We start from the raw sequence: 12,885 nt of genomic DNA on the forward strand, positions 1-12,885 counted from the left end.
GTCACCGTTGGGCCGGCTCGGGTTCGGGCTCGGGCTCCGGCTCCGCGCTCTCGGCGGCGGCCGCCTCCGACGCCGCCACCCGGTCGCGCTTCTCGCGCCGGGCCAGCACCACGAAGCCCACCGGGACCCCGGCGGCGAACAGCCACCACTGCACGGCGTACGCCATGTGCGGGCCGATGGAGCTGTCGTCGGGGGCCTCGATCGGCTCGGGGGAGTTGTTCTTCGGCGCCGGGGCGGTCAGCTCGATGTACCCGCCGAGAACCGGCCGGTCGAGCAGCCGGGCCTGCTGGGCGCTGTTGATCAGCATCACCTGACGGTCCGGAAGGTCCGAGATGTCCTTGATGCCGCTCGCGCCGGTCGTCTCGTCGGCCTTGAGCCGCCCGGTGACGGTCACCTCGCCCTTCGGGGCGGCCGGTACGTCGGGAAAGGCGTGCTGGTCGTCGGCGGAGGGGACCCAGCCCCGGTTGATCAGGACCGTACCGCCGCCCTTGAGGTCGAACGGGACCAGCACGTGGACGCCGATGGAGCCGTCGGTGGCGGTCCTGCGGCGGACGACGACCTCGTGCTTCTCGTCGAACGTCCCGGTGGCCCTCACGGTGCGCCAGTAGTCCGAGCGCGGAACGGTGTGGCCGGGGGAGGTGAGCGCGGACACCGCGACCGGGTCCGCCTTCAGATTGCGCGAGATCAGGGCGTTCTGCGCGACCTTGTGCTCGTGCCGGTGCAGCTGCCAGAAACCCAGCTCGATCATCGTGGGGATGAGGACGAGCGAGAGGAGGGCGAGGATCAGCCACTGCCGGGTCATCAGGAAGCGGTACACCCCACGACGGTACAACCGGCCGTGGGGTGCCTCGCGCACGGGGTGGCCGAAGGGGTGGCCACCCCATGTCCTCAGGCGCGGTCCACGATGCCCACCTTCCCCTCCGCGCGGGCGCAGTGCCCGCCGCAGAACCAGTGCCCGTCGACCTCGACGCCCTGGCCGATGACCTGGACCCGGCAGTGCTCGCAGATGGGCGCCATGCGGTGGATGGCGCAGGCGAAGCAGTCGAAGACGTGCACCGCGCCCTGCGCGTGCACCTCGAAGGACATCCCGTAGTCGTTTCCGCAGACCTCACAACGTGCCATGCGCCACAGGGTGGGACGCGGAAGCGGCGACGGGCGGCCGATGGGCGGCGAGTCGTCCCCGGTTCACTCCGATGACGGCGTGGGCGCCGGCACCTTCGCGACGGCCGGGGCGACATCGCGCAGGAGATGGGTGAAGGCGCTCTCGTCCAGGATCGGCGTGCCGTACGCCTTCGCCTTCACCGTCTTCGACGTCGCCGCGTCCGGGTCGTTGGTGACGAGCAGGCTGGTCAGCCGGGAGACACTGGTCGCCACGTGCAGCCCTGCCTCCACCGCGCGGTCCTCCAGCAGTTCGCGATCGATCGAGGTGTCCCCGGAGAACGCGACCCGCATGCCCTGCTTGAGCGGTTTGTCCTTCTCGTACCGTCCCGGATTCGGATACGGGCACGCCGGACGCTTCCGCGAGGCGCGCCAGGTGGTGTGTCCCCCGTACGAGGGAGCTGAGCCGGACCGCGGGGTCACCGGCGAGTGGGACCACTCGGTCAGCGGCCGGCACTCCAGCAGCGGCAGCCGCACCCCGTCCCGCGCCGCGGCGTGCAGGCTCGGGCGGAACGCCTCGGCCAGCACCCGCGCGTCGTCCAGCGCGTGGTGAGCGTGCTGCTGGACCACGCCGAAGTGCTCCGCGAGGGACGCCAGCTTGTGGTTGGCCAGCGGCAGCCGGAGCTCCTTGGCGAGCGCGATGGTGCACAGCCGCTGCCGGACCGGCGCGGTGACCGAGGCGCGCGCGTACTCCCTCGCCAGCATCGACCAGTCGAACGCGGCGTTGTGCGCCACGAGCACCCGGTCCGCGAGCCGTTCGGACAGCTCGGCGGCGATCTCCGGGAAGAGCGGCGCCCCCTCCAGCACGTCGCTCGTCAGCCCGTGGATCCAGACCGGGCCCGGGTCGCGCTCCGGGTTGACCAGCGTGTACCAGTGGTCCTCGACGTCGCCCCGTGCGTCCAGGCGGTAGACGGCAGCGGACACTATCCGGTCGTCCCGGGCGAGGCCGGTGGTCTCCACGTCGACGACCGCGTACCCCTGCGGGTAGGCGGCCGGCCATGGTGCTGCGGTCTGCGGGTCGTCGAGCATGGTCACAGAGAATACGGGCCGACTCGGACAGTCCCCTATTCGGTGCGCGTGCGTGCCCGGTGGCGCCGAGAGGTGAGACCATCCCGGGATGACACGAGCGCCGGAGCACGACGAACCGCACGGCAACGGCCTGGGCGCCCGGCTCAACTGGCTGCGGGCCGCCGTGCTCGGGGCGAACGACGGTGTGGTGTCCACCGCCGGGCTCGTCGTCGGGGTCGCCGGAGCCACCGACGACCGGGGCGCCCTCCTGACGGCCGGGCTGGCCGGGCTGCTCGCCGGGTCGCTGTCGATGGCGGCCGGCGAGTACGTCTCGGTGTCCACCCAGCGCGATTCGGAGAAGGCCGCGCTGGCCACGGAGAAGCGGGAGCTCCAGGAGACCCCGGAGGCGGAACTCGCCGAGCTGACCGGTCTGTTGGAGGGCAAGGGGCTGAGCCGCGAGGTCGCCCGGGAGGCCGCCGTCCAGCTCACCGAACGCGATGCGCTGCGCGCCCACGCGGAGGTGGAGCTCGGCATCGACCCGGACGACCTGACGAACCCCTGGCACGCGGCGGGCGCCAGCTTCCTCGCGTTCACCGTCGGCGCCCTGCTGCCGCTGCTCGCGATCGTGCTGCCCCCGGTCACCGCCCGGGTCCCGGTGACCGTGCTCTCCGTCCTCGCGGTGCTGGCCGTGACGGGCTGGTGGAGCGCCCGGCTGGGAGCGGCGGCGGCGGGCCCGGCGGTGCTGCGCAACATGGGCGGGGGAGCGGTGGCCATGGCGGTGACGTACGGGGCGGGGCATTTGCTGGGGGCGGCGGGGGTTTAGGGGGTGCTCACTCGCCTGATTCGTTCGGGAGGGAAGTGCTCCTCCCCGATGGCGGGGGTAGCGGTGCCGAGGGTGATGGTGAGCCCGTCGAGGCCGGCCAGCGGGGTCAGGTCGTACGCGTCGTCGCCACCTAGATCGTTCGGCCAGGAGAAGAGAAAGAGAGTCCGCAGCCCGGGCAGATCGGCCAGAGGCTCCAGTCCTCCGAGTAGTTGGCAGCGGTAGAGTCCAAGTGAGGCGAGGGACGATGCGCCGCCCAGTGGGACCAGGTCGAGATTGTCCAGGCTTTGGATGGTGAGCCGTCGGAGCTTTCGAAGGGCCTCGGAGGTGTACAAATACCGGACCTGTGGCCGCCCGTCGACCCTGAGCTCCTCCAGGTCGGTCCACTGCTCGATTCCCTCCAAGCTCAGCTCATTGGCCTCTCCGGACACGGACAGGAAGGTGAGACGGCGGCTCAGTGGCAGCTCGCCGATGCTTCCGACAGGGAAGCGATGACCCAGATGGACGCTGGACAACTCCATGAACGGCTCCAGCTGTGCGGCTGGCAGGTCCGGATGCAGTCGGACCAGTGAGAGCCAGGTGAGGGGGAGAGTGTGCAGAGGACGTAGGTCGCGGACCTCGGGACACAAGCTGATCCCCACCTCTGTGAGGGACCTCAATGAGGCCAGCGGGGAGAGGTCGGTCAGCTCCTTGTTGTCGAAGACGAAGAGCCGCGCCACGTCGGGGCGGGAGGCCAGCGCGGACAGGTTCGGGTGGTGCCCCTGCACTCGAATCGCGCGAGCGTCGGGAACATGGCTGAGAGCCACCAACTGCTCGTCCGTGTAGACGGAAAGGTAGGGGCCGTCCGCGTCCCACGACCGCGCCGCCAGGATTTCTCGCATGTACGTGAAGGTGTCGAAGGAGCCCCAGGTTTCGCAGAGCTGGGAGCCCACAGAGACCCGCTCGTCCTCGCGATACCGCCTGATGACCTCATAAGCCGCATCCCCACCCACCAGCCCGGCCGTCATCACCACATATGCCGCTGCATAGTCGTCCTCCACCTCCTCCGGCCCCGGCAGCAGCTCCAGCACCAGCTCCCCCACCGCCGCCAGCGCCTCCGCCTCCTCGCGGCTGCGCGGCGGCAGCAGCGCCTCGGTCCGGTCGCGGATGTCGGCCCGCAACGCGGGCCCCAGCTCCGGCGCGTGCGCCGCGCTCGCCGCCGCCAGGAGCACCAGCCGGTGGCGGTGCCGGGGTGCCCGGTCCGCGCGCCGCAGCAACTGCCGCAGCAGCCGCTCCCGTTCGTCCGGCCGGGCGTGGCCCACCGCCATCTGGATCACGTCGTGCCACTGGTCGTCGTGCGCGTTCTTCACCAGGACGCCCAGGTCGCGGGCCTCCACCGCGGCCTTGGCGCCCAGGTAGTCCTGGAAGGTGCGGTGCACGAACCCCACCGCCCCCGGCGCGGGTTCGCGGAGCAGGCCGCTCCTGATGAGGAGGTGGGAGAAGACGTCCTCCGGGGTCGCCCGGATCTGGGACATCGCCGTCAGCCACTCGGTCACCATCTCCAGGGCCTCGGCCCGGTCCGCCTCCGCCAGGCCGTTGCGGATCAGCCAGTACGCCAGCCGTTGGAGCAGTGCCGTCTGCTCCTCCCGGGTCAGGTCGACGCCCTCGACCCCCGTGATCTCGCGCTCCGTGTCGCGGCGTACGAGGAGCATGTCCAGCGCGGCGTCGTACAGCTCCTTCCGGGCCCTCGGCAGCTGCATGCGCCGGTCGCGGTTGAGGGCGCACAGGAGGGCGCACATCAGCGGGTTGGTGGCCAGCCTGCCCAGGTCGCGCCGGGTGACCACCGCCTGCCGCAGCGCCTCCTCGTACGTGTCCAGCCGGCGGCGCTCCTCGTCGGACGCGCACTCCAGGCGGGCGGCCCGGTGCCAGTGCTCGATGAAGGTGCGGATGTCCTTACCGCGCATCGGCAGCAGCGAGTGCGCTTCGAAGCCGGAGCCGGACAGCCAGCTCTCCGGGACCGCGGACGGCCGCGTCGTCACCACGTACCGGGAGCGGGGGTACGCGGTGATCAGGTCCTTCAGCCACCGTTCCGTGCGTTGCCGCAGCCGTGCCGGGACCTCGTCCACCCCGTCGACCAGGACCAGGCCGCGCCCCTCCGACAGCAGCCGGTCCGCCCAGCCGGCGGGCGCCGCGCCGTGCAGGGGGACGCCCGCGGCGCGCAGGAAGTCCTCCGGGCCCGGCGGCTTCCCGTCCGAGGTGAACGCGCGCAGGCGCAGGACGAACGGCACGCAGCGGTTCCAGTCCGCCAGCTCGCCGCCGAACGACTGCCGGGCGGCGTTCACCGCGAGCCACTGCACCAGGGTGCTCTTGCCGGACCCGGCCGGCCCCCGCAGCAGCAGCCGCTCGCTCCCCGCGAGGCACTGCTCCACCTTGACCGTCACCCGCTCCGGCCCGCCGGCCTCCCACCACTCCGGCCCGCTGTCCTGGGAGCTGACCGCCAGGCTGATGTAGGCCGTCTCCAGCGGCCAGTCACCGGCCGAGCGGCCCAGCGTCAGCCCGAACAGCTCCATCCGGCTGTGCGCCTGGGCCACGAACCGGGCGTACCGCTCCTCGAAGTCCAGGGCGGCGGCCTCCGGGGCCGGACCGAGCCGTCGGCGCACGTCCTCCACCAGCTCCCGGGTGCGCTCCGTGGCGCGGGTCTGCTCGACCGCCGCGCGCGCCATGAACGACGGCTCGGCGGTCAACTGCTCCACCACATGCGCGCAGCACCGGCCCAGCAGCTCCCCGTACAGGTCCCCCGCCCGCTCCGAGAGCCCCGGGTCCGGAGCCGGGAGCGCCGCCGCGAGCCGTCCCGGATCGAGGCCCACGGCGAACAGCCGGTCCGCCGTCACCTCGTCCCCGGCCGCGAAGGCGTCCCGCACCGCGTCCACGGCGGCCAGGCGCTCGTGCGCGGGCACATCGGCGTACGACTCCGCCAGCCGCCCGCCCAGCACCTTCGCCAGCCGGTCCGGCTTCGCGGGGCGGGGGAGCGGGCGCACCGGGGCGGGGACGAGACCGGCGCCGGGCTTCGGCGCCAGCAGCGACCTGGCCACCGTGCCGATCACCGTCGTCGCCAGCCTGAGCAGCGCAACTTCCAGTCCCTGCACGGTAGTTCCTCCCCCAAGTCGGCCCCGGTGCAGCGATCGTACGACGCGCACCCTGTCGGAAGTCACCAAAGACTGCTGACAGGAGGTCTCACATACTTGTTGGTAACAACATCTGGCCCCCGGCCGGCCCCGGCCCTACCGTGCAGGCATGCCGACGAACCTGCCCGATGTAGTGCTCTGGTCCATACCGGCCTTCGTCCTGCTCACCGTCCTGGAGATGGCGCTGCACCACTTCCATCCCGACGAGGACGCCGCCGGCTACGAGGCGAAGGACGCCGCCACCAGCATCACCATGGGGCTGGGCAGCCTGGTCTTCGACCTGCTGTGGAAAGTGCCCATCGTCGCCCTGTACACCGCGGTGTACGAGCTGACGCCGCTGCGCGTCCCGGTCCTGTGGTGGACGGTCCTGCTGACGCTGCTCGCCCAGGACTTCTTCTACTACTGGTCCCACCGGGGCCACCACGTCATCCGCATCCTGTGGGCCTGCCACGTGGTCCACCACTCCAGCGAGAAGTTCAACCTCTCCACCGCGCTGCGCCAGCCCTGGACCTCGCTGACCTCCTGGCCGTTCTATCTGCCGCTCATCGCGTGCGGGGTGCACCCGGCGGCGCTCGCGTTCTGCTCCTCGGCCAATCTCGTCTACCAGTTCTGGGTGCACACCGAGCGGATCGACAAGCTGCCCCGGCCCTTCGAGTACGTGCTCAACACGCCCTCCCACCACCGGGTGCACCACGCCTCGCAGGGCGGCTACCTCGACCGCAACTTCGGCGGCATCCTCATCGTGTGGGACCGCTGGTTCGGCTCGTTCGCCGAGGAGACGGTGCGGCCGGTCTACGGGCTCACCAAGAACATCCACACCTACAACCCGCTGCGGGTCGCCACCCACGAGTACGCCGCCATCGCCCGGGACGTGCGCGCGGCGAGCGGCTGGGGCGAGCGGGCCGGGCGGATCTTCCGCGGCCCGGGCTGGCGTCCGGCCGGAGCCGCGCCCCGCACCGGGGCCGCCCCCGTCGCCGCGCCCGCCCCGGAGGGCACCGCATGAGCGGGCGGTACGCGCGGCCCCTGCTCATCGCCTTCCTCGTCGCGTGCGCCGTCGACCTCGCCGGCGTACTCACCGGCCCCGAGTGGCTCCACCTCGGCGCCAAGCCGCTCCTGATGCCGCTGCTCGCCGGGTACGCGTCCGCCCGGCGCGGGCAGAGGATGCTGATCGCGGCGCTGCTGTGCGGCTGGGCGGGTGATGTGTTCCTGCTGGCCGACTCCGACCCGGCGTTCCTCGTCGGGATGGCCGGGTTCGCAGCCGGGCACGTCTGCTACCTGGTGCTGTTCGGCCGGGCGCGCGGGGCGCTGCTCCCGGCGCTCGTGTACGCCGTCGTGCTCGTCGTCTTCGTCGTCCTGATCTGGGACGGGCTGCCGGGCGTGCTGCGGATCCCGATGGCCGGCTACAGCCTGCTGCTGACCGCCATGGCGTACCGCTCCGGCGTCCTCGGCCGGTACGCCGCGACCGGCGGGGCCCTCTTCCTGCTCTCCGACGCGCTCATCGCCACCGGCATCGCGGACTGGCCGCAGCTCCCGGCCCCCGGCTTCTGGGTGATGCTCACCTATGTCGCCGCGCAGCTCCTGCTCACCCTGGGGGCGCTGGGCCCTGTCCGAGAGGAACCCGGCCCGGGGGCGTACCGTGAAAGGAGTATCAGCATCTGAGACCGGCAAGGATTCCCACGCATGCGCGCCACCGTTATTCACGCCCCCCACGACATCCGCGTGGAGGAGGTGCCCGACCCGGTGATCCAGCAGCCCACCGACGTGGTGCTGAGGGTCCTGCGGGCCTGCATCTGCGGCAGCGACCTGTGGGCCTACCGGGGCGAGTCCGCGCGGCAGCCGGGTCAGCGCATCGGCCACGAGTTCCTGGGGATCGTCGAGGAGGCCGGGTCCGAGGTGCGCGGCTTCTCGGCCGGGGACCTGGTCGTCGCGCCCTTCGTCTGGTCCGACGGCAGCTGCGCGTACTGCGCCGAGGGGCTCACCACCTCCTGCCCGCAGGGCGGCTTCTGGGGCTCGGTGGGCTCCGACGGCGGGCAGGGCGAGGCCGTCCGCGTCCCCTTCGCCGACGGCACCCTGGTCGCCCTGCCCGCCGCGGCGGCCTCCGACGACCGGCTGCTCACCGCGCTGCTGGCCCTCTCCGACGTGCTCGGCACCGGCCACCACGCGGCGGTCGGCGCGGGCGTACGGGCCGGCTCGACCGTCGCCGTCGTCGGGGACGGGGCCGTCGGGCTGTGCGGCGTGATGGCCGCCAAGCGGCTCGGCGCGGAGCGGATCATCGCGCTCGGCCGGCACGCGGCGCGCACGGACATCGCCCGGGACTTCGGCGCCACCGACGTCGTCGCCGAGCGCGGCGACGCGGCGGTCGCGGCCGTACGGGAGCTGCTCGGCGGCGAGGGCGCGCACTGCGTGATCGAGGCCGTGGGCACCGAGCAGTCGATGCGCACCGCCGTCGGCATCACCCGGGACGGCGGGGCGATCGGGTACGTCGGCGTCCCGCACGGCAGCGGCACCGGGCTCGACCTCGGCGACATGTTCAACCGGAACATCGCCCTGCGCGGCGGCGTCGCCCCCGTGCGCACGTACATCCCGGAGCTGCTGCCCGACGTGCTGGACGGCACCATCGACCCCTCGCCCGTCTTCGACCTGGCCGTCGGCCTCGACGACGTACCGGCCGGCTACAAGGCGATGGACGAGCGGACGGCGCTCAAGGTCCTGATCACGCCGTGAATCACCCGTGACCCGGCGGTCCGGGGGCCGTGACGCACCGGCCCCCGGACCCCGGTGTCACCAGCGCACGGCGTCCAGCGCGTCCACCACTCCGGCCCCGTAGAAGCCGTTGCGGTTCTTGCCGCCCTCGCAGACCGCGTCGGCCGTGCCGTCACCGTCGATGTCGTACGGCGCGTCGCACGCCTTCGCGTCCGCCTCCAGAGTCAGCAGCGCCTTGACCGCGGCGGGCGGGGCGTACGGGTGCTTCGACTTGATCAGGGCCACGACGCCGGCGACGTGCGGGGACGCCATCGACGTACCCGCCTTGTAGCCGTACCTGCCGCCCGGCAGCGTCGAGAGGATCAGTCCGCTCGTCGCCGGGGGCTCGGGGGTCTGGTAGACCGTCGAGTCCCCGCCGGGCGCGGCCACGTCGATGACCCCGTTCCCGTAGTTCGAATACGACGCCTTCAGGCCCTTCGCACCCGTCGCCGAGACCGTGACGACGCCCGGGAGCATCGTCGGGATGTCCAGGCACTGGCGCGGGTCGACGGTCCGGCCGCCCGGGGTGGTGTCGTTCGGGCTGGTGGTGTCCTCGATGGAGTCCGCCGCCAGGTCCTCGGCGGAGTTCCCGGCGGCCGCCACGTTGACCGCGCCCTTCAGCTCGGCGTACCGGGTGGCCCGGTACACGGCCTCGACCAGGGCGCCCTGGTCCGGGTCGTCCTTGCAGTTGTAGAGCCACGGGTCGGTGTAATAGCTGTTGTTGGTGACGTCCACGCCGTGCTCCGCCGCCCAGACGAAGCCGCAGACCACGGCCTCCGTGTAGAAGAAGCCGTCCGGGTTGGCGACCTTGATGCCGGACACCTTCACGCCCGGCGCCACACCCGTCACGCCGACGCCGTTCTTGGCCGCCGCGATGGTGCCGGCGACATGGGTGCCGTGGTCGCTCTCGCCGGGCTTCGGACGCCAGGCGCCCTCGGTGGTGTCCGGGGCGCCCGACACGCAGTTCGCGGAGGCCGCGCGGTCGAAGTTGGGCGCGAGGTCCGGGTGGGTGTCGTCCACCCCGGTGTCGATGACCGCGACCGTCACCTTGGAGCTGCCCAGGGACTTCTGGTGGGCCTTGTCCGCCTTGATGGCCGGCAGGTCCCACTGCAACGGCTCCATCGGGTCCTGGTCCGCCGTCGCCGCGGCGGCCGCCGCCCGCTCCTGGGAGGCCGTCAGCGGCTGCTCGACCCCGATGTCCTTGGTGGCCTGCGGCACGATCGGGTTGGTGCGCGTGGCGCCCGCCGACCGGACGCCCCTGACCTCGCGGACCGTCTTCGCGAAGTCCGGGTTCTTCGAGTGGACGACGATGACGCCGATCCGGTCGTAGGCGATCACCACCGTGCCGCCGGCCCGTTCTATCGCCTTGCGCACCTGCTTGACGGTCCCGGGACCGCCCTCGGTGTTCACCACGTACGACAGTTCGGGTCCGTCCGCCGGCACCGCCGCCGCGGGGGCACCGTGCCCCGCCGGGGCGGCGGAGGCGACCCCCGCCGGCAGGAAGACGAGCGAGGCGGTGAGGGCCAATCCGACGGGCAGCGTCAGTGCGCGCGTCCGTCCGGATCCCAGATGAGCCATGGGGTCTCCACTTCATCCGTGTCAGCCGACCGGACACGAGGCGTGTCCGGTCGCGTACATGACCAGTGAAGCTAGCGCCGATCATCCCGGCACATCAATCGATTCGCACGAACACGTGCACACCGGACCGCCCGAAGGGGTGACGGAGAGAAGGAGTGAACCCAAGTGAACCGCTTCGCCGCGCGTTGCGTGCCGTTGTCAGGGGAAGCGCACCACCACCCCCGAACACGAGGTCACCCGTGCAACCGATCGTCCCCACCACCGCACCCGCGTCGCGAGGAGAATCCGTGGCTACCGATGCACCGCCGCCCGAGGGCAGTACGGAGAAGAGCCCTGCCCAGCCCACGACCGAGGCGTTCCTCGCGGAGCAAGCCGGCGCGGAGTTCGGCGAACTGCGCCGCTCCTACCGCTCGTTCGCCTTCCCGCTGACGGTCGCCTTCGTCCTCTGGTACCTGCTGTACGTGCTGCTCTCCAACTACGCGGGCGGCTTCATGGGCACCAAGGTCTTCAGCAACATCAACGTGGCCTTCGTCTTCGGCCTCGCCCAGTTCGTCACCACCTTCCTCATCGCCTGGTTCTACTCGCGCCACGCCAACGCGAAGCTGGACCCGAAGGCCGAGGCCATCAAGGACCGCATGGAGGCCGACGCATGAGCGCCGCGTACCACTCCCACACCGCCGTGACCCTCGCCGCCTCGTCCACCAGCGAGCACCGGCCGCTCATCATCACGCTGTTCGCGGTCTTCGTCGCCGCCACCCTCGGCATCACCGTCTGGGCCGGCCGCCAGACCCGCAGCGCCTCCGACTTCTACGCGGGCGGGCGCCAGTTCACCGCCTTCCAGAACGGACTCGCGGTCTCCGGCGACTACATGTCCGCCGCGTCCTTCCTCGGCATCGCCGGCGCCATCGCCCTCTTCGGCTACGACGGGTTCCTCTACTCCATCGGCTTCCTCGTCGCCTGGCTGGTGGCGCTCCTGCTCGTCGCCGAACCCCTGCGCAACTCGGGCCGTTACACCATGGGCGACGTCCTCGCCTACCGGATGCGGCAGCGCCCGGTGCGCACCGCGGCCGGCGTCTCCACCATCATCGTGTCGATCTTCTACCTGCTGGCACAGATGGCGGGCGCCGGAGCACTGGTCACCCTGCTCCTCGGCATCAGCAGCGACGGCGGAAAGATCCTCATCGTTGCGCTGGTCGGCGTACTGATGATCGTCTACGTCACCATCGGCGGCATGAAGGGCACCACCTGGGTCCAGATGATCAAGGCCGTCCTGCTCATCGCCGGCGCCCTCCTGATGACCCTCATGGTGCTGTGGAAGTTCGACTTCAACGTCTCCGACCTGCTGGGCACCGCCGCCGAGAAGAGCGGCCACGGCTCCGCGTTCCTGGAACCCGGACTGAAGTACGGCGCCACCGGCACCTCGAAGCTGGACTTCCTCTCCCTCGGCCTGGCCCTGGTCCTCGGCACCGCGGGCCTGCCGCACATCCTGATCCGCTTCTACACGGTGCCCACCGCCAAGGCCGCCCGTAAGTCCGTCAACTGGGCCATCGGCATCATCGGCGCCTTCTACCTGATGACCATCGCCCTGGGCTTCGGCGCCGCCGCGCTGATCGGTCCGAAGAACATCGCCGCGCCGGGCAACACCGCCGCCCCGCAGCTCGCCGAATACCTCGGCGGGACCGGCACCACCGGCGGCGCCGTCATGCTCGCCGTCATCTCCGCCGTCGCCTTCGCCACCATCCTCGCCGTCGTCGCCGGACTGACCCTCGCCTCCTCGTCCTCCTTCGCGCACGACATCTACGCCAACGTCATCCGCAAGGGCCAGGCCACCGAGAAGGAGGAGATGAAGGCCGCCCGCTGGTCCACCGTCTTCATCGGCGCCGCCGCGATCGTCCTCGGCGTCTTCGCCCGCGACATGAACGTCGCCGGCCTCGTCGCCCTCGCCTTCGCCGTCGCCGCCTCCGCCAACCTGCCGACGATCCTCTACAGCCTCTTCTGGAAGCGCTTCACCACCCGGGGCGCGCTCTGGTCGATCTACGGCGGCCTGGCCTCCTCCGTGATCCTCGTGCTGTTCTCGCCGGTCGTCTCCGGCAACGAGAAGAGCTCGATGTTCAAGGGCGTCGACTTCTCCTGGTTCCCGCTGGAGAACCCCGGCCTGATCTCCATCCCGCTCGGCTTCCTGCTCGGCTGGATCGGCTCGCTCCTGTCCAAGGAGGAGCCGGACAAGGGCAAGTACGCCGAACTGGAGGTCAAGTCCCTCACCGGCATCGGAGCGCACTGACGCCACGCCCGTACGAGGCCGCGTCGTAGGGTCCTACGACGCGGCCTCGCCGCACCTCGTGCCAAACGCGCCCCTCCGCCGTCACCGGTCTCGCGTAGGCTCGAAAGAGTCAGATACCGCGACCGGGAAGTCAC

Annotated in this window: 11 protein-coding genes; 6 read left to right on the forward strand and 5 right to left on the reverse strand. The window is 71.5% G+C overall.

Going from position 1 to position 12,885, the window contains the following annotated elements:
• Position 1 precedes the first annotated feature (1 nt).
• From ABZ565_RS24975 to ABZ565_RS24985, 3 genes are all read right to left on the reverse strand, one after another.
• Positions 2-817, reverse strand: a complete 816-nt coding sequence (locus ABZ565_RS24975; RefSeq protein WP_361030940.1) for an SURF1 family protein — start codon at positions 815-817, stop codon at positions 2-4.
• A 71-nt stretch (positions 818-888) separates the two neighbouring features.
• On the reverse strand, positions 889-1,122 hold the full coding sequence (locus ABZ565_RS24980) for a hypothetical protein (RefSeq protein WP_361030943.1): 234 nt from the start codon (positions 1,120-1,122) through the stop codon (positions 889-891).
• A gap of 63 nt (positions 1,123-1,185) precedes the next feature.
• Positions 1,186-2,193, reverse strand: a complete 1,008-nt coding sequence (locus ABZ565_RS24985) for a DEDDh family exonuclease (RefSeq protein WP_361030946.1) — start codon at positions 2,191-2,193, stop codon at positions 1,186-1,188.
• Positions 2,194-2,275: 82 nt separating this feature from the next.
• On the opposite strand from ABZ565_RS24985, the gene ABZ565_RS24990 reads away from it, so the two are divergent.
• Positions 2,276-2,989: a VIT family protein gene (locus ABZ565_RS24990; RefSeq protein ID WP_361030949.1), complete on the forward strand. Its 714-nt coding sequence runs from the start codon at positions 2,276-2,278 to the stop codon at positions 2,987-2,989.
• Here ABZ565_RS24990 and ABZ565_RS24995 read toward each other — a convergent pair.
• A complete protein-coding gene (locus tag ABZ565_RS24995) occupies positions 2,986-6,111 on the reverse strand; it encodes an NACHT domain-containing protein (protein WP_361030952.1) in 3,126 nt (1,041 codons plus the stop codon). The genes ABZ565_RS24990 and ABZ565_RS24995 overlap by 4 nt on opposite strands.
• Positions 6,112-6,259: 148 nt before the next feature.
• Between ABZ565_RS24995 and ABZ565_RS25000 the strand changes: the two genes are divergently transcribed.
• From ABZ565_RS25000 to ABZ565_RS25010, 3 genes are read left to right on the forward strand one after another with little or no spacing between them, the layout of a single operon-like run.
• Entirely contained in the window at positions 6,260-7,153 is an 894-nt protein-coding gene (locus ABZ565_RS25000) for a sterol desaturase family protein (RefSeq protein ID WP_361030955.1), read from the forward strand.
• On the forward strand, positions 7,150-7,809 hold the full coding sequence (locus ABZ565_RS25005) for a lysoplasmalogenase (RefSeq protein ID WP_361030958.1): 660 nt from the start codon (positions 7,150-7,152) through the stop codon (positions 7,807-7,809). Before ABZ565_RS25000 ends, ABZ565_RS25005 begins: the two co-directional genes overlap by 4 nt.
• A gap of 21 nt (positions 7,810-7,830) precedes the next feature.
• A complete protein-coding gene (locus tag ABZ565_RS25010; protein ID WP_361030961.1) occupies positions 7,831-8,874 on the forward strand; it encodes a zinc-dependent alcohol dehydrogenase family protein in 1,044 nt (347 codons plus the stop codon).
• 57 nt (positions 8,875-8,931) lie between these two features.
• Here ABZ565_RS25010 and ABZ565_RS25015 read toward each other — a convergent pair whose 3' ends face one another.
• Positions 8,932-10,470, reverse strand: coding sequence for a S8 family serine peptidase (locus ABZ565_RS25015; RefSeq protein ID WP_361030964.1), 1,539 nt, complete (start codon positions 10,468-10,470; stop codon positions 8,932-8,934).
• A gap of 287 nt (positions 10,471-10,757) precedes the next feature.
• Between ABZ565_RS25015 and ABZ565_RS25020 the strand changes: the two genes are divergently transcribed.
• On the forward strand, positions 10,758-11,123 hold the full coding sequence (locus tag ABZ565_RS25020) for a DUF485 domain-containing protein (RefSeq protein WP_361030967.1): 366 nt from the start codon (positions 10,758-10,760) through the stop codon (positions 11,121-11,123).
• Positions 11,120-12,751 carry a cation acetate symporter gene (locus ABZ565_RS25025; RefSeq protein WP_361030970.1) on the forward strand — a complete coding sequence of 544 codons (1,632 nt, stop codon included), beginning with the start codon at positions 11,120-11,122 and terminating at the stop codon, positions 12,749-12,751. Before ABZ565_RS25020 ends, ABZ565_RS25025 begins: the two co-directional genes overlap by 4 nt.
• The last annotated feature ends 134 nt before the right edge of the window (positions 12,752-12,885 follow it).

The sequence above is a fragment of the Streptomyces sp. NPDC016469 genome, assembly GCF_040632905.1.
Lineage (GTDB): Bacteria > Actinomycetota > Actinomycetes > Streptomycetales > Streptomycetaceae > Streptomyces.

What these genes read in the sequence shown, in the direction of transcription:
- ABZ565_RS25010 (WP_361030961.1), top strand. Translation starts at nt 7,831, where the DNA reads ATGCGCGCCACCGTTATTCACGCCCCCCACGACATCCGCGTGGAGGAG.
- ABZ565_RS25000 (WP_361030955.1), top strand. Translation starts at nt 6,260, where the DNA reads ATGCCGACGAACCTGCCCGATGTAGTGCTCTGGTCCATACCGGCCTTC.
- ABZ565_RS25025 (WP_361030970.1), top strand. Translation starts at nt 11,120, where the DNA reads ATGAGCGCCGCGTACCACTCCCACACCGCCGTGACCCTCGCCGCCTCG.
- ABZ565_RS24990 (WP_361030949.1), top strand. Translation starts at nt 2,276, where the DNA reads ATGACACGAGCGCCGGAGCACGACGAACCGCACGGCAACGGCCTGGGC.
- ABZ565_RS25005 (WP_361030958.1), top strand. Translation starts at nt 7,150, where the DNA reads ATGAGCGGGCGGTACGCGCGGCCCCTGCTCATCGCCTTCCTCGTCGCG.
- ABZ565_RS25015 (WP_361030964.1), bottom strand. Translation starts at nt 10,470, where the DNA reads ATGGCTCATCTGGGATCCGGACGGACGCGCGCACTGACGCTGCCCGTC.
- ABZ565_RS24980 (WP_361030943.1), bottom strand. Translation starts at nt 1,122, where the DNA reads ATGGCACGTTGTGAGGTCTGCGGAAACGACTACGGGATGTCCTTCGAG.